We start from the raw sequence: 20,459 nt of genomic DNA on the forward strand, positions 1-20,459 counted from the left end.
CAAGGGTACGTTCCGTTTATGCGCATTGATCTAGATAAAGTCCGTCAACTCGGTGAAGAATACGGTTGGGCAATCCCACAAATTGAGCAAGCACTCGCAACAGCTGTGCGTCTATGTTACGCCGACCAAGATATGTTGGTTGAAGTTGATGTTGACCTAGACGAAGGTGAGATTGCTTGTCGTCGTTTTACTGGTGATGGCCCAAGCGCCACTTGGACAGATATCCGTAACCCGCTTATGCCAACAATTAAGTCCTTCATGAAAGTGATGGAGATGGTGCAGTGGGGCGATGGTTCTCCTGGCCGCGTACTTGACGGTACAGTGACAGGTTACCGTGATGGTGGTGTAATCTACCGTGTTGGCGCTAACATGGTCTTTGTGCCAGAAAACCTTCTTGCTGTTATGGACTACCATACACGTCCTCCTCTTGGCACTGAACAAGTTCTTGTTCTTATTAATAGCCGTGAAGGTGGTGAGCGTGGTATGCGTATGGCGACACGCCGTGGTAAAGAGTTTGTTGCTGCTGTTATGGAAAGTTTCCACCCTGAAAGCCTCAGTGGTATTTGGATGGGTGCATCAAACTCATGGGCAGTTCTGCGTATGAAGCAAGAGCACATGAACACATGGCTTGAGTCTGGTGGTGTAAACATTAAATACATGCAACAGATTCTAGGCATACGTCGTATTACAGTGATTCCTGAAGGTCGCGGTGAAAATGCTCTCGAGCGTCGTAACAACGAAATTGAAACATTTATTTCAAACGCATGGCGTGATTGCCGTGTGGCAAAGCTGGACGATCAGGCAGTGGTGGTTCATACACCGCTGGATAGTACAGACCCACGTAAGATCCGTACATTCCTGTCAATGCTGAAGAAATTTGCTCCAGATCGCGAGCAGGTTATTCTTTAAGTCTTTGTTTTTATTTTAAAGGGCAGTTTTTTCTGGTTTTTTACTAGGAAAAGCTGCTTTTTTCGTATACATTGTTTTGCATAACAAATATCTTTGTTCTCTTTTCTGTGAGGAGTGCTACATGCACAACGAAGAACAGCGCCTTTTCTTTAAGGATGACAACGGTCAATATCGTGGCCAAGACAAACAACTTCTGCGCATCAAAGTGAAAGATGGTGATTACATCCATCCCAAAAATGATGGTCAGGCAGAGCTGATTGCAAGGCTTGATTTGGGACTTGCTCTCAATATCGCAGAAGGTGACGCAGGTACAGGTAAAACCTTTATCATGTTCGCTCATGCGTTGTCCAAAGAACTGGCGCGTCAAGAAACTTTTGGCAAAAAGGCCCATGGTGAGAAGAAGAAATTCTTCTTGGTTCGTCCGCTTCTTGAAGTGGAAGAAAAAATTGGCCACTTGCCTGGCACGATTGCTGAAAAGCTGTCGCCATCGTTCCAGCCTTTCTTCGATGTTTTGCATTACTTCTTCGGTGATCAAATTCAAGAAGCAAAGGCGATTCTTGGTCGCTATATCATCACTGCTGGTGGTATTGAGTTTGAAATTTCGCCCTTGGCCTTTATTCGTGGCCGGAACATTCGCAACGCGTATATGTTCTTGGACGAAGCTCAAAACGCAACCGTACGTCAGATGGATGCTTTCCAGACGCGTGCAGCAGAAGGAACGCAAATCTTTGTGACTGGTGACACACGTCAGTGTGACTTGCCTCGTGGTGTAGAATCTGGTCTGGCAGATTTGCTGGATATCTTGGAACATGCGCCTGAAGCAACAGGGCCCGAAGACGATATTGTACGTGTTCGGCTCACTGAAGTTGAACGTGCACCTATTGTGAAACGCTATGTTGCTGCCCGTCGGGCACGTGACAAGGCAAAAGAGCTCCCTTAAACGACTTAGAACACATCCCCTTTTTGGGGGTGTGTTTCTTTTTGGTGTTTCTGGATATCTTTTGCTATAGTGTCGCCATACATCAGATCTTTCTCCCGTTTTAGAAGTGGATATACCAATGGCATCTGTACTTGCAGAGCATTTGGTTGAGAAGGCCTATTACATTAAAGGCAGTGACGAGCCTGAACGTAGTGGGCATGGAGAATGTCTACATTACGTTTTTGAACACTACATCAAAGCTCTGAGAGCAAACCCTCGCCTTAACCGCAAAAATGCCTCTAAAAAGGCTCAAAATGCGCTTGAGAGGTTTTTTAAACATGAAAATGCAAAAGGGTTCCTTACGCTTCATAAAAGTACTCAGCGTTCTGATATGTGGACAGTGAAGGAAATTAAGCGTTGGGCGATGAAATGTCTGGAGAAACTCATCAAATGGTTTAAGAAGAACCAGATTGTTTGGATTGAAGAAGAGATGTCTCTCTCTTTTGAGGTCGATAATGATGATGGTACGGTAACTGGTTATAACCTTGGACGCCCCGACCTTGTGGGGTATAGCGCAAAAACTGGTAGATATATTGTGATGGATTATAAAACCTCGCAAAAATCTCTCAGTGAGCGTCTGAGCTCAAGTGTTGTGCACCAATTGCTTAAGCATGCGTTGGGGCTTCATCTGTATTTTAAAAAGCAAAAACCTGTTAAACACCTTCTTGAGGTAGAGACGGTTGCTCTGTTTTTTACAGTCAGCAAAAAGAAGCCTGACTTCAAACCGCGTTTCCATCAGGTTCATAACCCGTTTGAATTGTTTCGCCGTAAAGGGCAAAGCTGGCGGCGCCGTCAACGGCGCTATAAACCGCTCGTCAAAAATTTCTCGAAGGCACGTTATGTGCCAGCCAAGCGATAAGACAAGACCCTCCGTAAGGAGGGTCTTGTCCTCTTTAGGGATGTAGGTCTTATGCCGTTGCAGTCCTAAATGGTGTGGCTTGCACTGGCTGTTTTGGTGTTATACGAGAGGAGCTAAAGTTCGCGACATGGTCCAACACTTTGGTGAGCTCATGGGTAGTATAAGCTGTGTGCACTGTGTAGCGCGGTGTTGGGTATTTGTTTTGAACTGAAGAGACTGCGAGGCTGTGAGCGCCTTTCATCTGCATCGTTGTGGTGACAAATTCTTCACCAGTTTTATTGTTACGGATAAAAACAACATATCGTTCCATGTCTATCCTCCTCTTTTGTATATGTTTAGTATGTTGCATGCCTAAATTTTAGGCAAGAGGGGGCAAGGCGAACATGTAAGGGTATGTCTCTTTCTCGTCACAGTTTTTAGGGGTGTAAAAAAGGGCAGCATCAGCTGCCCTTTTTGTTATTGGCTTTCGTGCCATTTCTCAATCACAAACGGAATGAGAACAGAGGCAAAAATTGCAAATGGGACAGCGAGCATCATGCCCAGCAGTCCAAACTGATGTCCACCTGCCATAAGGGCAAATACAATAGCGACAGGGCCAAGGCCTGTTCGGTCTCCAATAATTTTAGGTGTCACCACGTAGCCTTCTAATATTTGACCAAGAGAGAAGACAACAGCAAGGCCAATGTATGGCACCCAGCTTTCAATACCAAACTGTGCAAAAGCGACAAGGAAAGATGTTACACAACCGAGCAGCATGCCAACAAATGGAATGAAAGATAGGAAGCCTGTAAGTAGGCCAAGCATAAACCCGTTGTTAAGGCCTACCATGATCAGGCCAATGGCGTAAAATATTCCTAGAAGTGAGCATACAATCATTTGGCCACGCAGGAAGCCTGCAAGTTTGTAATCAATCTTGCCTGCAAGGTTACGTACTGTTTTACGCCAATCTTTTGGGAGCTTGTTTTCAGCATTCTCAAGAATACCTGGCCAGTCTTTCAGGGTAAAGTAGAGAACAAACGGCGTTAGGATAAACATCATGGCAAAGCCAACAACACTGTTGAGTGACAGGAAGATGTTTTTAGCGACAGTTGTAAAGAATGACACAATAAATGATGTGTAGTTTTCAAGCATAGCCATTAGGCTTGCACGCTCAAGTGATAAGTTAAGGCGATCTGCAATTTCCCAAATATAAAGCTCAATGCTTGTTAGGTTAAAGGCATTATCAGCGCTTAAATCTGTAATGAGCCCACCAAGAACTGGCAGGAAGAAAAGAGGGATGCACATGAACACGCAGATGCTGATGAAAACCCAAAAGAGCGAGCTGCCACTGTTGCCCATGTAGCGAATTGTTTTTTCATGCATCGGGTAAAGGATGTAAGCAATAATCAGTGCAGCAATAAATGGTGTGAGCACTGGTGAAAATAGATAAAGCGCACCAATAAATGCGGCAAAGACAAAGAAAGTTGTCGTAATAGCTTTGTTCATGTTTGAACCCTTTTCTTGTACAAATGGTCTGGCTCATAGTACTGTTTTTAAAACATCAAGGAAAGAGAAAGTCATTCATGCGTTTTTACGTGGGTCTTGTATTATCATTTATTGTTTTTGCGACTGCTGAATATACCGTGGTTAACTTGGGTGTATGGCAATGGAACCGTATGCATGAAAAAGATGCGCAAAGGCAAGCTTATGAAGATGCCTTGAAAGGGGATTATAAACCTTTTGATGGTCGCTTTACTGAGTTCACACCTGTACGTGTTGCTGGCCAGTGGTCAAAAGAGCCGGAAAAGTACCTTGCTAATATTCGCAGCGAAACAGGTATGCGCCGTGGTTACCGTGTGGTGAAAGCTTTTCAAATTTCTCCAGTGCGCGATGTGTTGGTTGATGTGGGTTGGGTCTCTGAACTGCCTCAAACACCTCTTATGCCATCTGGTGAAGCGGCTGTTCTGCGAGGTATTATTCAAAATTATCCTGAGCGCAAAGGGTGGATCTCTGGCCCAACAGAAGGGGGTGAAGAGGGGACACTTCTTTTCTTTGATCCATTAGCTGTAGAGCAAAGTCAGGGTGTGGTGAGGGAGCCTGTTTATGTGCAATTGACGCAAAATGCGCATGCAGATATTTATGCCTTTCATACGCCGTTTCCAGATAGTTCACAGCACTTAGAATATATGCTGACATGGTTTATCATCGCGACCATTTGGCCACTTATGTATATTTTTGCCGTTATGAACGCTTTCTCGAGAGGGCGGCGCGGACGTCAGCAGGTGTCGCAAGCTTCGTCATAAAGACAGTTGCAACAAATACACCGCAAGCTAGCGTAATAACGCTGAAGAGTCGAATGACTGCAATAAGCTTGCTTTCTGCAGCTGGAATGATGATAGAAAACCCAAACAGGAAAATAGCCATAATAATTGCTGGGAATACGCTTTTAGCAAGCCCTGGGATCAGTGTGCTCACAGGCATAAGTGGTACGCGCTTCTTTCTTCTGAGGAGGTAAATCTGTACACCTGCATTGAGCCAGCCACAAATACCAGTCGCAAGTGCAATACCAACATGCGCAAGGTGTTGCATGAGGATAAGGTTGAGAATCACATTACAGATCAGGATAAAGATACTGATGTAGAAGGGCGTTTTTGTATCTTCTGATGCATAAAACGCAGTGAGCGTCACTTTACTTAGAATAAAAGCGGGGAGACCAATGCTGTAACCCATCATGGCCAGCGCACTTTGGCGCACAGATTCATCACCAAATGCACCATGTCCAAATAGAGTACCCATAAGGTCAAAGGCAAGGAAAAGCAGCCCTACCATCGCGGCGCTTCCAAGCATAAGCCCGAAGATCAAGGCATTGAAGAATGTTGTTCTAATTTCCTCCCAGTCTTCACGTTTTAGGGCACGTGAAAAGTGCGGGAGCAGGACTGTCGCCATAGCGACACCAATCAGTGAAAGTGGAAGTTGGTAAAATCTATTGGCGTAGTTAAGGTATGAAATTGCACTTTCGCCAAGGTAAGATGCGAGGTGCATATCAATGATAAAGCTGAGTTGTAAAATGCCGACCGCCATAGCAGCAGGGCCAAGGCGTCTAAAGAATGGTTTAAGCTCTTTGTGTGTGCGTGACTCAGGCTTATGGAGTCTAAGTGGGGTTTTCTTGAGGGCGTAAGCCATGTAACCAAACTGCATGATTCCAGCAATTGGAAGACCAATAGCACCGGCGAGTGCTGGATTAATGCCTCCATAAGGAAGAGTAACAAGTGTAGAAATAAGGGCTACGTTAAATAAAATTGGCATTGAGGCGTACGCGCTAAATCTGCCAATTGTGTTGCACATGCTACCAATCAGGCTGGCTGCAGAAATAAAGATAATGTAAGGGAAGGTGATGCGCCCAAGGAAGACCGTCATCTCCATAACATCAGGCTGGTTCTTCATGCCAGGAGCAATGATCGTTCCGATAATCCAAGGCATAAACATCCATGCCAGAACAGTAATGAGGCTCAAACTCAGCATAAGAATAACAAAAATAAGGCTCGCAAACTTACTTGAAGCGTCTGCGCCGTCCCCTTCATGAATGCGTGAAAAGATTGGCACAAAGGATACGTTAAAGGCGCCTTCAGCAAACAGTCTGCGTAGGAGGTTTGGAAGGGTTAGGGCTACAAAGAATGCATCTGCGGCACCGCCTGTTCCAAGCTTGCCAGCAATCACCATATCTCTCACGAAGCCAGAAATACGTGAAGCAAAAGTCCAAAGGCTAACAACAAGAGAAGATTTTAAAATCGACATGGGTGATTTTCAGCCTTTAATTTTTTGCAAGCGTTTTTAAATTGTAGAGCATGTCATGCGCTTGCTTAGGTGTCATTTCATCTAGTGAAAGAGCCATAATTTGTGTTTCAAGTTCGCTTGGTTCTTGTTTATCTGGCTCTGGTTGAGCTTCAAAAAGGGGCAGATCAGCAGGGGATAGGTTTTTACCCGTACCTGATGCTTTTTCTAGTTTGTTGAGAATGCGGTCTGCACGCTGTGTCAGGCTTGCTGGCATGCCAGCAAGTTTAGCAACATGGATCCCGTAAGAGCGTGGTGCTTGGCCTTCAACAACTTTATAGAGGAAGGTGATTGTATTCTTCCATTCTTTTACGCTTACTGAGTGATTTTCAATATCAGGGTAAGTATCGCTCAGTGTTGTGAGTTCGTGGTAGTGGGTTGCAAAGAGTCCACGTGCTTTCACATTGGTCATTAAATGTTCTACACAGGCCCATGCAATTGACAGCCCATCATATGTAGCAGTCCCTCGACCAATTTCATCAAGAAGGATAAGGCTACGATCTGTGGCGTTGTTCATGATTGAGGCTGTCTCAACCATTTCCACCATAAATGTTGATTGGCCATGTGCAAGGTCATCGCCGCTGCCAAGGCGCGTAAAGATGCGATCTACGATACCAATATGCGCACTTTCAGCAGGGACATATAGGCCCATGTGGGCAAGTAGAGTGATGAGAGCATTTTGGCGCAGGAATGTCGACTTACCAGCCATGTTGGGTCCGGTAATCAGCCAAAGTTTTCCATCTGAAAGCGTTGTATCATTAGCAATAAAGTTTTTCACAGATTGTTCAACCACAACGTGGCGGCCGCCTTTAATATCAAACGTACGGCTGTCATCTACTGTTGGGCATACGTAATGATTATCACGTGCAAGGACGGCACCTGAAGCAAGGGCATCTAGTGTTCCTAGCGCATTTGCAAGGAGAGAAAGCTCTGACGTGTAAGTAAGAACAAGGTCTGAGAGCTCTTCAAAAATTTCTAGTTCGCGACGTGTTGTTTCTGTTTCTGCGCTGGCAAGATCACGTTCAAGTGTCATCAGCTCAGGTAGAGAAAAGCGCTGTGCGTTTGTTGTTGTTTGGCGGTGGATATAGTGCTCAGGCACTTTATCTGTTTGCCCTTTGCTGACCTCTAGGAAGTAACCCCACACTTTATTGTACTTCACCTTGAGAGTGGTGATGCCTGTGAGCGCTTTCTGCTCTTCTTCTAAATTGCGAATGAGAGAAAGGCCATTTTCAGCAAGGTCAGTATATTTATCAAGTTCCGCGCAGAAGCCTTTTTTCACAAACCCACCATCACGTGCAAGAAGTGGTAAACCGTCTTCTTCAAGTGCTGAAGATAGTTTAGTTTGTAGTTTTTCAAAACCTGAGAGGTGTTTTGTAATAAGGCTAAATAGCTCTGCTTCTTCTGATTTTTTTAGGGCATCAGAGAGGGCAGGGAGGTTTGCCAGCGTCTTTTGGAACATATCTAGATCACGCGGGCCAGAGCGTCCAAGTGAAAGACGTGTAAGGGCACGGGCAATGTCGCATGTGCTTTTCAGGTGGGTCTGAATATCAGTGAGGGCTGTGCTATGACGGGTAAGCCAGCCAATTGCGTCTTGGCGTGCCTTGATTTGCCCTGCATTACTGAGCGGGTTTTGCAGCCAACTTGCAAGGGTTCTGGCACCGGCTGCGCTGGTTGTTTTATTAATGGTGTGGTAAACGCTGCCTTTTTTCTCGCCTTTTTGCGTGTACATCAGTTCAAGCGTTTCGCGTGTTGGAGCGTCCATTTTTAGCCCGTCAGCAACAGTGGCTTTGGTTGGCGCGTTTAGTTTTGGTGGTTTACCGATGTTTGTGCTTGTTGCGTAACCGACAAGGGCACCAAATGTTTTAATATGGTCGTCGCTATCAAGCCCGAGTGAAAATAATGATTGTGTGTTATAGGCAGCTTTTAGAGCGTCAGTTGCTGCCATTTCATCAAAGTAAAAGTCATGAACACTGAGCAAAAACTTAAACGATGTTTGGAATGGTTTTAGCGTACCTTCAAGCTCTGTTGGAATAAGAACTTCAGATGGTGCAAGTTGGGAAATTTCTGTGCTGAGCATACCCTCAGAAACTGTTTTGACGCCACATTCACCTGTTGAAATGTCTGCATAAGCCATATCAAGTTTACCTGTGCGTGGTGAAAACAGGCTGACAATGTAGTTGCTTTCATCTGCTTTGAGCATGGCATCTTCAGTGAGTGTACCTTTGGTGTAAAGACGGGTGACATCACGTTTTACGAGTGCTTTAGCGCCGCCGCGGGCTTTTGCTTCAGCTGGTGTTTCAACCTGTTCGCAAAGGGCGACTTTATAGCCTTCCTCTACAAGGGTTGCAATGTAACCTTCAGCAGCGTGGAAAGGTACGCCGCACATAGGAATACCTTCATCGCCTTCCTTAGATGAGCGTCTGCGTGTCAGTGTGATGCTGAGCACTGAAGATGCGATAAGCGCATCATCAAAAAACATTTCATAAAAATCACCCATGCGATACATCAGAAGTGTATCTGGGTGCTCGGCTTTAATGGCCTTGTACTGCTGCATCATTGGGGTGTCTTTACTCATGGGCTCACGTTAGCATTTTCAGTTGTTTTTTACTACCCGTTTGTTTGTTCTGAATGAAAAGAAAATGTTTTGTTTTGATAGGGGAGGATAAAGGCATTAAGTGCAAAAAAGAACCCGTAGCAGGTGCTACGGGCCAAGTGTTGGGTGGTGTTTAGGGTTTTTAGGGCATGACAAAAGATGCGTGATCACCCAGGAAAGAGCCCCGAGCCGCATCTGATTGTGCGAGATAGGTTGCTGTGTTGCCCACAGTCTCGTTTTTATAACTGTCCAGAGCTTTATCAAAGGCAGCAGCAAGAATGTTTTGCTTCGCCGTTTCTTCCATGGCATCGAGGATGGCCATTTTCTCTGAGAATTTTTCTTTTAGAGTTTTCTCACGTTCTGTAATGAGCACACGTAGGGTATAGCGCTCTTTAGGTGTGAGATTGTTTTGGTAGAGCTTTTGACGCTCTTCCGCGAGGCTGTAACGGCGCTCTGTAAAGGCCGTTTTAGCATCCGTCTTCATTTTTTCGATAAATGAGAGATGATCGAGATATGTTCCAGCATGAGATGCATGACTTGCCAGCGTCATAGACGCAGTCGTAATCGCAAGTGTTAGGTACATAGATTTCATTTTACTGGAGCAATCCCTTCTCGTTCCACATTTGCTTATAGGGGGTGCAAAAAGCATCTGTATACATAAAACTGACAATTATGCGATTATTTTGATAAAATTGTCAGTTGTTGTGGGTGGGTGATAGAAATCATGGGGCCATTAATAGGGATGAGTTTCCCTCTCACAGTCACCTTTTTGCCTTGTAGACCTTTGAATTTTTGCAGGGTTTCTTTTGAGAAATTGCGTTTGTAACGGTCACTGATTTGAACGGTGAAGTCCTGACGCCAGTTTTTTCCAAAGTTAATATAAAACTTGTCACCAACTTGATTGGCTTGGCTGACAGTGCCTTCTACAATGACAAACTCACCAATACGCTTTTCAAGGTTATAAAGATCTGACGCTTGGAATGTTCGCCATTTTTTATGTGACCACAGGCCTTTTTTCGCCTGCTGTGCTTTTGCTTCTTCAGCAAGTAGGGTGTCTACATGTTTGGTGTTTTCATGGAAGCTATACACATGAGCCAGACCTTCTGACACGAGTGCTTTGTTGAGCCATAGGCCGTCTTTTGTATAAAGGTGGGCAAGCTCTCTACCAAACTTGTCGGTTTTTCTTTTGTCGTACTCTAAACGGACAGGCTTCCTATCTACAAGGCGCTCAAGTCTTGATTTAGCCTGATAGGCAAAAGGCTCTGCTTTACCATTCTTGTAGTTGATCTCTGGTGTGTTAATACCTAGAAGCCTCACTTTTTTACCGTTATTCAGGAGAACAGTATCTCCATCAAAAACAGATCTGACATAAAAATAGCCCTCAGGTGCGCTGTAAGCGTTTGGCATCCCTGCAACAAATAAAAGCAGAAGGAAAGTGAAGGTTTGTCTGATACGGTTCATGTGGCTTGCAATCCTTTATTCTTAACGGCATTATAAGTGGGTTAAATGAAGAAAGAAAGTTTATATGGCGCTAAGAGCGGAAACATCAGCTGACAGAGCGAACGTAGCAACATTGATTGCGCGTACTTACGGAACTGCTGCGGCAGAGATTATCGAGAAAACAGGTATTCTGCGTGATGATGAAACGTTTGGTGAGCCGTATGGCTACGTTTGGGAAGAAGAGGGCACGCTAAAAGCCTACACGCTTTGCTCTCCAGTTGTAGAAGGTGGCTCAGTTGTGTTTATGGCACCGCTTGCTTTTGACCTTCTGGATGAGTCTTTCGATTTCTCAGTTTTCCTTCCTGCTGTTTTTGACGGTGCTGAAAAGCGCGGCGTAGAAGCGATTGTGATTGCAGGTGACGCAGAGCAAAACGCTGAAGCCGGCTTTAAGCGCGCCACTGACATAGGTATGACATCAAACAAGAGCATCCCGGGTGGTGAGCTTCTTGTAAAACCTCTTGTGGACGGGTTTGTCGGTAAGGTGGATATTAAGCTGCCAGAAGCCCTATAGCTATTAAATAGCGCAACCACTGTTGCTACAAATGTTAACGTGTCCTTTAATTAAGTTCATTAAAAAGCGCCCCAGACGGGGCGCTTTTTTTATGCCGTGTGTTAGTAGCGGTATGTTTCTGGCTTGTATGGACCTTCAACTGGTACATCAATGTACTCCGCTTGCTTGCTTGTCAGCTCAGTCAGCTTTACGCCAAGCTTATCGAGGTGTAGGCGTGCAACTTTCTCATCAAGGTGACGAGGCAGTACATGTACGCCAATATCATACTTGTCAGCGTGGTTCCAAAGCTCAATCTGTGCAACCACTTGGTTTGTGAAGCTGCAGCTCATCACAAAGCTTGGGTGGCCTGTTGCACAACCAAGGTTAACTAGGCGGCCTTCAGCAAGCAGTACAATGCTGTTGCCGTTGTTCAGGTGAACCATGTGTACCTGTGGCTTTACTTCTGTCCATTTGAAGTTACGCAGCGCGTCAACTTGGATCTCTGTATCAAAGTGACCGATGTTACACACAATGGCGTGGTCTTTCATCTTCAGCATGTTATCAGCTGTGATGACATCAATGTTACCAGTTGTTGTTACAAAGATATCAGCGTCTTCAACAATGCTATCAAGCGTGTTTACTTCGTAACCTTCCATCGCAGCTTGTAGTGCGTTGATTGGGTCAATTTCAGTTACGATTACGCGAGAACCTTGGCTCTTAAGGGCTTGTGCACAGCCTTTACCAACATCACCGTAACCACAAACAACAGAGATTTTACCAGCAATCATTACATCAGTTGCGCGCTTGATACCGTCAAGTAGAGACTCACGGCAACCGTAAAGGTTATCAAATTTAGATTTTGTTACACTGTCGTTCACGTTGATGGCAGGAAGCTTAAGCTCACCTTTTTTCATCATCTGCTGAAGCATGTGAACACCTGTTGTTGTTTCTTCACTTACACCTTTAATGTCGTCAAGAAGCTCAGGGTACTCTTTATGAATAAGTGTTGTTAGGTCACCACCATCATCAAGAAGGATGTTTGGTGTCCAGCCGTTCGGGCCTTTTACAGTGTCGCGGATGCAATCCCAAAACTCATCGTCCGTTTCGCCTTTCCAAGCAAAAGTTGGGATGCCTGCAGCAGCCATAGCAGCGGCAGCTTGGTCTTGTGTAGAAAAGATGTTGCAGCTACTCCAGCGGATTTCAGCACCAAGGTCAATCAGTGTTTCCATAAGAACGGCTGTTTGAATTGTCATATGCAAGCAACCTGCAATACGTGCGCCTTTAAGTGGAGCCTTGCCAGCGTACTCTTTACGCAATGCCATAAGGCCTGGCATTTCTTGCTCAGCCAGTGTAATTTCTTTGCGGCCCCATTCTGCGAGGCTAATGTCTTTAACTTTGTAGTCTGTAAATGTTTCAGCTGTAGCTGTGTTTCCCATTACTAAAATCCTATTTGTGTGGTTACCTTTTTCCGTTTTTGTCAGACTTTAAGTAGGAGAACTACTTTGCAGCTGCCAAAAAAGAAAAAATCTATCCCAAAATAAGGCTTTTGCCTTGTACCTTAACCGTTAAGGTTTTTGGGGGCAGTATTAAAAGCAAAAGGCCTGCCTTAATACGTGATCGTATTAAGCCAGACCCCGCCTAAAAAGGCAATCATTTTAAGATTTTGCTGTTAGGCCTCTCAGTTGGCCAATGATGCTGTTAATGTGTGCAATGCCAACACCATCAAGGCGCTTGAGTTCTGCCACCATAGAGAGGTAGTTATCCAGGCGTTCAGACCTTTCCTCTGACCATTCTTTGAGTGCTGCATCTTGACCACAGTTTTTGCTGAGGGCCATAACGCCTCGTGTACCTTGGCGCTGTGCAGTGTAGATGGCTTCAATCAGTGAAAGGACAGCCACACGTTCCCAGTTGTTTGTGACTGGAATCGCACGCGTGATATCAATCACCGTACCAAGCTTAAGCGTTTCACCAAGGCTGAAGTGAAGTTTCGTCACTTCCTCAGGCTTACACCCTTCTTCAAGGATGATCTTACTGATATCAGCCATACTGTTGAGTGTCGGCAGTTTGCTAAACACATCAACATCTTTCTTCGGTAGGCCTTTCTTCGTCCACTCTTTCGCACGCTTTTCAACAATTTTACCGTGAGCAGGTGTCACTGGTTTTTGTAGAATTGTTTCAAGCTTGGTAAACGATGGCTTGTAAGTATCAATGATGTCTTTAATGCCGTTTTCAATATCAGCATTACGGATTAACCAGTAACTTACCGCTTCAACAAGCTTCTTCACTGTGCGGAGCATATCGCGTTGGTGCTCAGCTGAAATCTTGTTATCAAGCATTTCGGCTTTTTTGTACCAGCGCTCAGCATCAAGCAAACGAGAGGCTGCAATATGTGCTTTCGCAACGGTCTCTACAGATGAACCTGTCTCGTTCACCATACGGTACGTGTATGTCAGCCCCATACGGTTAACGAGCTCGTTAGAAACAACTGTTGCAATGATTTCACGCTTTAGACGGTGGTTGTTAATTTCCGCTGTGTACTTCTTGCGCAGAACTTCTGGGAAGTAATGGAAGAGGTAGCTCTCAAGCGCTTTGTCATCAATCATGTCTGTATCAAGAAGGATACTGAAGATATCCATCTTCACATAAGCCATCAGTACTGAAAGTTCCGGGCGTGTGAGGCCTTTCTTGTTTTGAGCACGATCTGCAAACTCATCATCAGATGGCAGGAACTCAAGCTCACGATCCAGGAAGTCTTCTTTCTCAAGGTCGCGCGTGAGGCGTGCGTAAGTGTCAAGAGATTCAATACTGACTTGCTCAGCAATTGTGAGAATTTGAGCTTGGAGGTAGTTATCACGCAGAACGTGTTTTGCAACATCGTCTGTCATTTCTTCAAGAAGTGCAGAGCGCTTCTTCTCTGTGAGCTTACCTTTTTCATGTACAGCATTTAGAAGAATCTTGATGTTTACTTCATTATCCGAGCAGTCTACACCTGCACTGTTATCAATGGCGTCTGTGTTAACAAGGCCGCCTTTACGGGCAAACTCAATACGACCAAGTTGTGTCGCACCAAGGTTACCCCCTTCACCAAAGACCTTAGCACCCAGCTCTTCACCGTTAATACGGATCTGATCGTTGGCACGGTCGCTGGCATCAGCATGTGTTTCAGTTTTGCTCTTAATGAATGTCCCGATACCACCGTTCCAGAAGAGGTCTGTTTTCATCATAAGGATGGCGCGCATAATTTCATTTGGCGTCGCTTTATCCTTATTGATGCCAAGCATCTTCTTCATTTCTTTTGTCAGCTCAATAGATTTATCATGGCGAGAGAAGACGCCACCACCTTTAGAGATGAGTTTCGGGTTGTAATCTGTCCACTGTGAGTGCTTCTCATGGAAGAGGCGGTTACGCTCTTTCCAAGATTTCGCAGCATTTGGTGTTGGGTCAATAAAGATGTGCATGTGGTTAAAGGCTGCAACCAATTGCGTATGCTTAGAAAGCAGCATGCCGTTACCAAATACGTCACCGGCCATGTCACCAATGGCAACACATGTGAAGTCTTCAGTCTGGATATCTTTACCAAGTGTACGGAAGTGGTGTTTCACACATTCCCATGCACCACGGGCGGTAATCCCCATCTTCTTGTGGTCGTAACCGTTTGAGCCACCAGATGCGAAAGCATCCCCGAGCCAGAAGCCGTTGTTCTTCACTGACCAAAACTGTGTTGTGTTCTCTGCAACGCTATTGGCAATATCAGAGAAAGTTGCTGTTCCTTTATCCGCAGCAACAACAAGGTATGGGTCGTCTCCGTCATGACGCATCACTTCACGTGGTGGCACCACTTTACCGTCAATCAGGTTATCTGTAATGCTGAGAAGATGTGTAATAAAGCTAGAGTAACGCTTCTCAACCACAGCCATTAGTTCGCCGCGCTCTTTTGGTAGGTCATGCTTAATGATGAAGCCACCTTTGGCACCGAGAGGAACAATCACAGAGTTTTTCGTCATCTGTGTTTTCATCAGGCCAAGAATTTCCGTACGGAAATCTTCATGACGATCAGACCAGCGCAGGCCACCACGAGCAATCTTACCGCCACGTAGGTGTACGCCTTCAAAGAGACTGTCATACACAAAGATCTCAAACATTGGTGCAGGGCTTGGCATACCAGGTACTTTTGCACTGTCTAGTTTGAAACAAATTGTATCTGTATCATTTTTACGTTGCCATGCATTTGTACGCAGAATTGCCTGTGTGAGTTCCATAATGCGACGCAGAATCGTGTCTTCATCAAGTACGCTTACTTGGGCAAGATCAGTTTCAATAGCTTTAATGGCAGCTTTGACTTTGCCTGAACGACCTGTGATGTTTTCAGGAGTCATGCGAATATCAAAGAGATCTACAAGCTTCTTCGCAATATGGGCATGTTTAATGAGTGTGCTACGTACGTAGTCACTGCCGTGACGTCCACCTACTTGCTTTAGGTACGCAACAAACGCGCGTAGAATCACAATTTGACGCACTGTCATGCCAGCTGCAACAATCAGTCCGTTTAGTGTGTCACTCTCAAGTGTGCCGGCCCATGCAGACTCTAAAGCACCTGTGAGAATGCCCAGAGATTCTGGATTCTCAAGGTTACCACCAATACGGCTTGTTACCCCAAACTCGTGCATCCAAATTGGGTTTGCATCACTTGCAACACGTACGCGATTTGGTTGTTCGTTATTTACAAATAGCCCCATGTTATCAAGGATCGGCATAATGTCAGATAGGTTGACACGTTTGCCGTCTCTAAACACTTTTAGGCGTGCTTGTACTTCGCCACCACATGGCGTAATACCCACATGGAGAGACTTACCTGCGCGAATCGCTTCAAGGTGTTTAATGTCCTTGGCAGCAATGCTTGCTGGTGTATTTTCTTTATAGCCTTCGCGGAAAGCTTCTTTATAAGCGATAAATAGAGAGTTTCCTTTTTGGTCACCGTAAAGCTTCGCCATTTCAGTGCGTAGAGAATCATCCCAGCTACGAACTGTTTCAATAATGAGGCGTTCAACAATGCTGTCATCTGTATTGATGGTTGTTGTCTTTGTACGAATCTTAAAGAAGAGGCGCGTCAGAGCAGACTCACCATATGTTGTTGAGTACTCAATATCTTCACCATTGTAAGCGTCCATCAGAATGCGAATGATCTTTTTACGAATGGTACTGTTCATACGGTCCCTTGGTAGGAACACCATAACAGTCACAAGACGTTCACGACCTTCACGGCGTGCAAACATACGTACTTTTTGGCGTTCACTGAGGTGAACAATACCGTTTGAAATGCGACGTAGATCAGAAAGATCAATCTGGAAAAGCTCATCTTTCGGGTATGTTTCTAGAATGTTTGCAAGGGCTTTGAAGTTGTGTGTATCAGAACCTTGGTTTGCAGCGTCATCTAGAATGGTTTGGATTTTTTGACGAACGATTGGAATTTCACGGGCAGGCGTTGTGTAAGCCTTAGATGTGAAGAGGCCCATAAAGCGGTGTTCACCAATGAGTTTACCTTTTTTATCGTATTGCTTAATCCCGATGTAATCCATATCCACACGGCGGTGTACAGGAGACTTATCTAGACCTTTTGTGATGTTCACAAGGTGGTTGTCACGCATGTTATGGGCAAGGTTTGGGGCAAGGTTTGCAAAGGCAACAGGCGTTTTAACTGAAGACTCATCATGAGAGAGAATTCCAAGTCCAGTCCCTTTTGTCATGCCAAGGTAGTCATCATCCACTTTATGTGTAATGTCGTAGTGGCGGTAGCCAAGGAAAACAAAGTTGCCATCAATCAGCCATTTGAGGAATGTGATGTCTTCTTTGCTATCGTTTGAAAGCTTCATTTTCTTTGCGTCATGCTCAGCAATAATTTCTTGCAGTTTTGCTGTCATTTTCGGAAAGTCGCGTGATACTGCACGCGCTTTCATCATCACATTTTCAAGGCTTGTTTTTACATCACGAAGGAGTTTGTCATCTTCAATGCGGTCAAATTCAATATGAACAAGAGATTCAGGCTGGAATGTTTGATCTTTTTCTGCGCGCTGACCAACATCTGTAAAGTCTTTTACCTCGCCTGAAGGCGTACGCTTTGTCAGGAGTACCGGGTGGAATGTGTGGTGCACATCAAGGCCGCGGCGGTTAATCTCTGACCAAACAGAATCAACAAGGAATGGCTGGTCTGGCATATGAACTTCAGCAACAGTATGGCGTGTGTATGGAGGGTTATGTACACGTACAAACACTTCGCCTTTCCAAGATGTTTGGAACACGCTGTAAACGCTTTGGATGTGACTGATTACAGCCTCATCATTCAAGAAATCATACTCCACAAGAGGGAGGCCTCTAAAGTAAGCTTCAGCAAAAGCAGCAAGCTCTTTCTTACCAGTCACCTTCGCTTTGCTTAGAATACCTTGGCAGTAATCGTTGAGTGTTTGTGGATTTTTAACCGTTTTCAGCGCAGTTTTGCCCATGAGTGAGCGTTCCTTGTTTTTAGTTAAATGTAGCAAACTCACTCATTTCATCTACTAAGCCGTGCTGCAAATCCTTGGTTTTGCAAGCCCATTGCTCATGTACATTTACGTACACTGCGCGATGGTTTTTAAAACCAAATATTTTCGCTATGGCTTAGCGAAGATATGAATAACTTTGTTTATCAGTATAAACGCTGCACCGTGCCGCGCAGAAGCAAATCCGCAATTCTCAGATAAAGTTGTTATGTGATTCTCAGATGGGGGTGTGTCTCATGCGCCGATTAGGCGAGCGTATCGATCGCTTCGTCCATCATTTCATCGGTCGTTTTCATCACTTCAAGGCTGGCTTTATAGGCATGTTCCGCAAATTTCATATCCATAATGCCAAACAGTGGATCCGATGTGTTTTGCGATGAAAGATAAGTTGAACTATCGAGTGTGATTTCCTCGTTAAAAGAGGCAGCAAGTTCATTGGCGCTTGCAGCAAAGCTATCTGTTGTTGCTTTGGCGGCTGCTGAAAAATCGCGAGATGACTTTTGAATGCCGCGAACAGATGTATTGAGCGCAGATGCGAGGCTTGCAGTTTGGTTGGTAATATCCATGTGCGTGCCTCCTAAACCGAAAAATCTACGGCTGATCCAACAGAATCAAGCAGGGCTGATGTCAGTGAAGCTGACGCTGTAAGGTTATTCATAGCATCAACAAGGCTTGAGGAAGAGTGGTTGAGCATTTCTGCTGCGACCATGGTTTCAAGAGAAACCATTTCACCGCTAGCATTCTCAAAGGCGAGGCCTTCTGGAATTTGCGGTGCATAAACTTTACTAAAGGCCGCAGCCAAATTTGCTGTCTGATTCGACAGTTGTGGCGTGCTTCCCATAATAAGCGCGTTTATGTTTGCAGTAATACTGTTCAACAGAACTCCCCTTGTTCTCTGCTTCTACTTATACTTATGGCTCTGTACGCGAGTTTTTCCTCACATCCCTGCCATCATGATACCAATCATCTTGGCGTGCGTCGTCAAAATATCATTTTCGAGCTTAATGGACGCTTCATACGAGCGGAACATTTGTGTGGACTGTGCAACGTCCATGGCTCCAACTTGTTGTAGCGCGTCACTGACTTGCACGCTGTCAGCATCTGGCGTTAAAAACTCTGCCAGAAGTGGCGCAAGACGGTCTGTATCGTTTATGGCTCCAAAACCTGGCCTATTATCAAAGCCAGCAAAGCCGTTGGCGATATTCATAGAGTGAATATCAAACTGCGGATTTGAGCTAAATACGCCCATTGAAGAGAGCTGCATAGAGCTCATAGGCATAGCCGGTGCGGCACCGATCATCATTGTGTAACTTCCCCTTATTGTTTTTATAAGTGTCGTTAAATGGCTTGTTTGTGAGATTTTTTAATTTTTACTCAGCTTTTGCGGTTCGCATGTATATTTTTATACATTTACGCTTCCACAACTTCTAAAAATTAAAAACTCAGCACAAAGCAAATTCTTTCAAGCTCATTTTTCTTCCACTTCAGCTTTACTTTTATGTTGTATACAATTAATCTATGGGCTGACATGTGCCAGATTTAACATTGACAGAATAGCCAGAACGGCTACAAATAGAGCGTATATGAGTGAAAAGACTTACATTTTAGGGTTTGAAACAGCAGGCGACCAGTTTTCGCTGGCTTTGCTGTGCTATGAAAATGGATCATACCAAACGCTCTTTACACATCATGAAATGGCTTATCGTGGCCAAGCAGAAGTTTTGCTTCCAACGCTAGAAAAAGCTTTGAAAGAAGCCTCTATTACAAGGCATGACCTGTCTTTGGTTGTGACGGGTAAAGGCCCTGGCTCCTTTACAGGGGTGCGCGTGGGCTTAAGTGCAGCGCGGGGCCTTGGGGATAGTCTTGGCATTCCTGTGGTGGCTTTGCCTGTGACAGAAGTCATTTTAAAAGCAGTTGCAGATGAAAAACCTGCAACAGTATGGCTGACAGCTCATGGTGAAGATATCTATGTGCAAAACTTGAAAGCAGGCCAGTTGTCTGAGATTGTTTGCATCAAACGTTCAGAGGCACTTCTTCTGTTAGAAAAAGATCAGCTCTTATGCGGAGATGGTATGCTTGAGGAACGCTCTATTGTTCCTGATTTTGTGGACTGTATATCTCTAGAGTATCCGCCAAAAGGCCGTTATGTTGATGCAGAAGTTCTTGCACGCTTAGGCCATGAAGCATCCCTCAAAGGTGAGGGAAGCAGTCTTAGCCCGCTTTATATTCGCCCACTTTCTTACAAAACAATTGCTGAGCGTGAAGCTTTAGCAGCAGCTAAATGATCCAAATACTCACCAAAGAGCATATTGCAGATATCGCTGATTTGGATCAGTTATGTTTTCCTGTTGGTTCTTTTCCTGAGGATGTGATTACGCCTATGTTCAATATGGACGGGTTTGTTGCGCTCGGTCAGTATGAGGGTGAACAGCTCATTTGTTGCCTGCTTGGTCATAGTATTTTTGATGAAGGTGAGCTTTGGAGCATTGCAACGCATCCTAACCATCGTGGAAAAGGGCTCGCGCAGGCTATTTTTAAACAGTTTGAAGACTTGGTCAAAACTAAGGGTGTAGAACGCCTGTTTTGGGAAGTACGCGTGTCTAATACAGGGGCGCAGCGTTTTTATGATAAGCTTGGCGCAGAGTGCTTTGGTGAGCGTAAAGGATTCTACACATCAGAGGATAATTCTCCTGCTGAAGATGCACTTTTGTATCGTTACCAGTTTTAGGGCGTAACCCTCGCCCGATTTTTCTTGAAATCTGTATGCAATTCCGTTAGAACGGCAA

At 44.9% G+C, this 20,459-nt stretch carries 18 protein-coding genes; 7 read left to right on the forward strand and 11 right to left on the reverse strand.

Features of this window, described 5'->3' with window-relative positions:
- Positions 1-18 precede the first annotated feature (18 nt).
- From VX730_04565 to VX730_04575, 3 genes are all read left to right on the forward strand, one after another.
- Positions 19-909, forward strand: a complete 891-nt coding sequence (locus VX730_04565) for a hypothetical protein (protein ID MEC9291656.1) — start codon at positions 19-21, stop codon at positions 907-909.
- A 121-nt stretch (positions 910-1,030) separates the two neighbouring features.
- Positions 1,031-1,849 (forward strand): PhoH family protein, encoded by an 819-nt coding sequence (locus VX730_04570; protein ID MEC9291657.1) that lies wholly within the window; start codon positions 1,031-1,033, stop codon positions 1,847-1,849.
- 118 nt (positions 1,850-1,967) lie between these two features.
- Positions 1,968-2,747, forward strand: a complete 780-nt coding sequence (locus tag VX730_04575; protein MEC9291658.1) for a PD-(D/E)XK nuclease family protein — start codon at positions 1,968-1,970, stop codon at positions 2,745-2,747.
- A gap of 49 nt (positions 2,748-2,796) precedes the next feature.
- Here the strand turns inward: VX730_04575 and VX730_04580 are convergent, their stop codons facing one another.
- Positions 2,797-3,057 carry a hypothetical protein gene (locus VX730_04580; GenBank protein MEC9291659.1) on the reverse strand — a complete coding sequence of 87 codons (261 nt, stop codon included), beginning with the start codon at positions 3,055-3,057 and terminating at the stop codon, positions 2,797-2,799.
- A gap of 146 nt (positions 3,058-3,203) precedes the next feature.
- Positions 3,204-4,232, reverse strand: coding sequence for an AI-2E family transporter (locus tag VX730_04585; GenBank protein ID MEC9291660.1), 1,029 nt, complete (start codon positions 4,230-4,232; stop codon positions 3,204-3,206).
- A 77-nt stretch (positions 4,233-4,309) separates the two neighbouring features.
- On the opposite strand from VX730_04585, the gene VX730_04590 reads away from it, so the two are divergent.
- Entirely contained in the window at positions 4,310-5,029 is a 720-nt protein-coding gene (locus tag VX730_04590) for an SURF1 family protein (protein ID MEC9291661.1), read from the forward strand.
- Here the strand turns inward: VX730_04590 and murJ are convergent.
- The 4 genes from murJ to VX730_04610 form a co-directional block, all read right to left on the reverse strand.
- On the reverse strand, positions 4,968-6,521 hold the full coding sequence (murJ, locus tag VX730_04595; GenBank protein MEC9291662.1) for a murein biosynthesis integral membrane protein MurJ: 1,554 nt from the start codon (positions 6,519-6,521) through the stop codon (positions 4,968-4,970). The two genes, VX730_04590 and murJ, sit on opposite strands and share 62 nt — an antisense overlap.
- Before the next feature lie 16 nt (positions 6,522-6,537).
- Complete coding sequence (mutS, locus tag VX730_04600; GenBank protein ID MEC9291663.1) at positions 6,538-9,132, reverse strand: DNA mismatch repair protein MutS; 2,595 nt, start codon at positions 9,130-9,132, stop codon at positions 6,538-6,540.
- Positions 9,133-9,292: 160 nt separating this feature from the next.
- A complete protein-coding gene (locus VX730_04605; GenBank protein MEC9291664.1) occupies positions 9,293-9,742 on the reverse strand; it encodes a hypothetical protein in 450 nt (149 codons plus the stop codon).
- Between the two features lie 86 nt (positions 9,743-9,828).
- On the reverse strand, positions 9,829-10,611 hold the full coding sequence (locus tag VX730_04610; GenBank protein MEC9291665.1) for a thermonuclease family protein: 783 nt from the start codon (positions 10,609-10,611) through the stop codon (positions 9,829-9,831).
- Positions 10,612-10,675: 64 nt separating this feature from the next.
- On the opposite strand from VX730_04610, the gene VX730_04615 reads away from it, so the two are divergent.
- Positions 10,676-11,161 carry a hypothetical protein gene (locus VX730_04615; protein ID MEC9291666.1) on the forward strand — a complete coding sequence of 162 codons (486 nt, stop codon included), beginning with the start codon at positions 10,676-10,678 and terminating at the stop codon, positions 11,159-11,161.
- Between the two features lie 101 nt (positions 11,162-11,262).
- Here VX730_04615 and ahcY read toward each other — a convergent pair whose 3' ends face one another.
- The 5 genes from ahcY to VX730_04640 form a co-directional block, all read right to left on the reverse strand.
- Complete coding sequence (gene ahcY, locus VX730_04620) at positions 11,263-12,576, reverse strand: adenosylhomocysteinase (protein ID MEC9291667.1); 1,314 nt, start codon at positions 12,574-12,576, stop codon at positions 11,263-11,265.
- A gap of 219 nt (positions 12,577-12,795) precedes the next feature.
- Positions 12,796-17,637, reverse strand: coding sequence for an NAD-glutamate dehydrogenase (locus VX730_04625; protein MEC9291668.1), 4,842 nt, complete (start codon positions 17,635-17,637; stop codon positions 12,796-12,798).
- 281 nt (positions 17,638-17,918) lie between these two features.
- Positions 17,919-18,239 carry a hypothetical protein gene (locus VX730_04630; protein MEC9291669.1) on the reverse strand — a complete coding sequence of 107 codons (321 nt, stop codon included), beginning with the start codon at positions 18,237-18,239 and terminating at the stop codon, positions 17,919-17,921.
- Between the two features lie 11 nt (positions 18,240-18,250).
- Positions 18,251-18,550: a hypothetical protein gene (locus VX730_04635; GenBank protein ID MEC9291670.1), complete on the reverse strand. Its 300-nt coding sequence runs from the start codon at positions 18,548-18,550 to the stop codon at positions 18,251-18,253.
- A 60-nt stretch (positions 18,551-18,610) separates the two neighbouring features.
- A complete protein-coding gene (locus VX730_04640; protein MEC9291671.1) occupies positions 18,611-18,976 on the reverse strand; it encodes a hypothetical protein in 366 nt (121 codons plus the stop codon).
- Between the two features lie 280 nt (positions 18,977-19,256).
- Here VX730_04640 and tsaB point away from each other — a divergent pair, with 280 nt between their 5' ends.
- Both tsaB and VX730_04650 read left to right on the forward strand, forming a co-directional pair.
- Positions 19,257-19,958, forward strand: coding sequence for a tRNA (adenosine(37)-N6)-threonylcarbamoyltransferase complex dimerization subunit type 1 TsaB (tsaB, locus tag VX730_04645; protein MEC9291672.1), 702 nt, complete (start codon positions 19,257-19,259; stop codon positions 19,956-19,958).
- Entirely contained in the window at positions 19,955-20,401 is a 447-nt protein-coding gene (locus VX730_04650; protein MEC9291673.1) for a GNAT family N-acetyltransferase, read from the forward strand. Before tsaB ends, VX730_04650 begins: the two co-directional genes overlap by 4 nt.
- The last annotated feature ends 58 nt before the right edge of the window (positions 20,402-20,459 follow it).

Source organism: Pseudomonadota bacterium, from assembly GCA_036141575.1.
Classification (GTDB): domain Bacteria; phylum Pseudomonadota; class Alphaproteobacteria; order UBA2136; family JAPKEQ01; genus JAPKEQ01.

Excerpts from the sequence above, each read along its gene's own strand:
- VX730_04570 (MEC9291657.1), top strand. The coding sequence starts at position 1,031 with ATGCACAACGAAGAACAGCGCCTTTTCTTTAAGGATGACAACGGTCAA.
- VX730_04565 (MEC9291656.1), top strand. The coding sequence starts at position 19 with ATGCGCATTGATCTAGATAAAGTCCGTCAACTCGGTGAAGAATACGGT.
- tsaB (MEC9291672.1), top strand. The coding sequence starts at position 19,257 with ATGAGTGAAAAGACTTACATTTTAGGGTTTGAAACAGCAGGCGACCAG.
- VX730_04575 (MEC9291658.1), top strand. The coding sequence starts at position 1,968 with ATGGCATCTGTACTTGCAGAGCATTTGGTTGAGAAGGCCTATTACATT.
- murJ (MEC9291662.1), bottom strand. The coding sequence starts at position 6,521 with ATGTCGATTTTAAAATCTTCTCTTGTTGTTAGCCTTTGGACTTTTGCT.
- VX730_04615 (MEC9291666.1), top strand. The coding sequence starts at position 10,676 with ATGGCGCTAAGAGCGGAAACATCAGCTGACAGAGCGAACGTAGCAACA.
- VX730_04590 (MEC9291661.1), top strand. The coding sequence starts at position 4,310 with ATGCGTTTTTACGTGGGTCTTGTATTATCATTTATTGTTTTTGCGACT.
- VX730_04625 (MEC9291668.1), bottom strand. The coding sequence starts at position 17,637 with ATGGGCAAAACTGCGCTGAAAACGGTTAAAAATCCACAAACACTCAAC.
- VX730_04610 (MEC9291665.1), bottom strand. The coding sequence starts at position 10,611 with ATGAACCGTATCAGACAAACCTTCACTTTCCTTCTGCTTTTATTTGTT.
- VX730_04580 (MEC9291659.1), bottom strand. The coding sequence starts at position 3,057 with ATGGAACGATATGTTGTTTTTATCCGTAACAATAAAACTGGTGAAGAA.
- VX730_04640 (MEC9291671.1), bottom strand. The coding sequence starts at position 18,976 with ATGATGATCGGTGCCGCACCGGCTATGCCTATGAGCTCTATGCAGCTC.
- VX730_04650 (MEC9291673.1), top strand. The coding sequence starts at position 19,955 with ATGATCCAAATACTCACCAAAGAGCATATTGCAGATATCGCTGATTTG.
- VX730_04605 (MEC9291664.1), bottom strand. The coding sequence starts at position 9,742 with ATGAAATCTATGTACCTAACACTTGCGATTACGACTGCGTCTATGACG.
- VX730_04585 (MEC9291660.1), bottom strand. The coding sequence starts at position 4,232 with ATGAACAAAGCTATTACGACAACTTTCTTTGTCTTTGCCGCATTTATT.
- mutS (MEC9291663.1), bottom strand. The coding sequence starts at position 9,132 with ATGAGTAAAGACACCCCAATGATGCAGCAGTACAAGGCCATTAAAGCC.
- ahcY (MEC9291667.1), bottom strand. The coding sequence starts at position 12,576 with ATGGGAAACACAGCTACAGCTGAAACATTTACAGACTACAAAGTTAAA.
- VX730_04630 (MEC9291669.1), bottom strand. The coding sequence starts at position 18,239 with ATGGATATTACCAACCAAACTGCAAGCCTCGCATCTGCGCTCAATACA.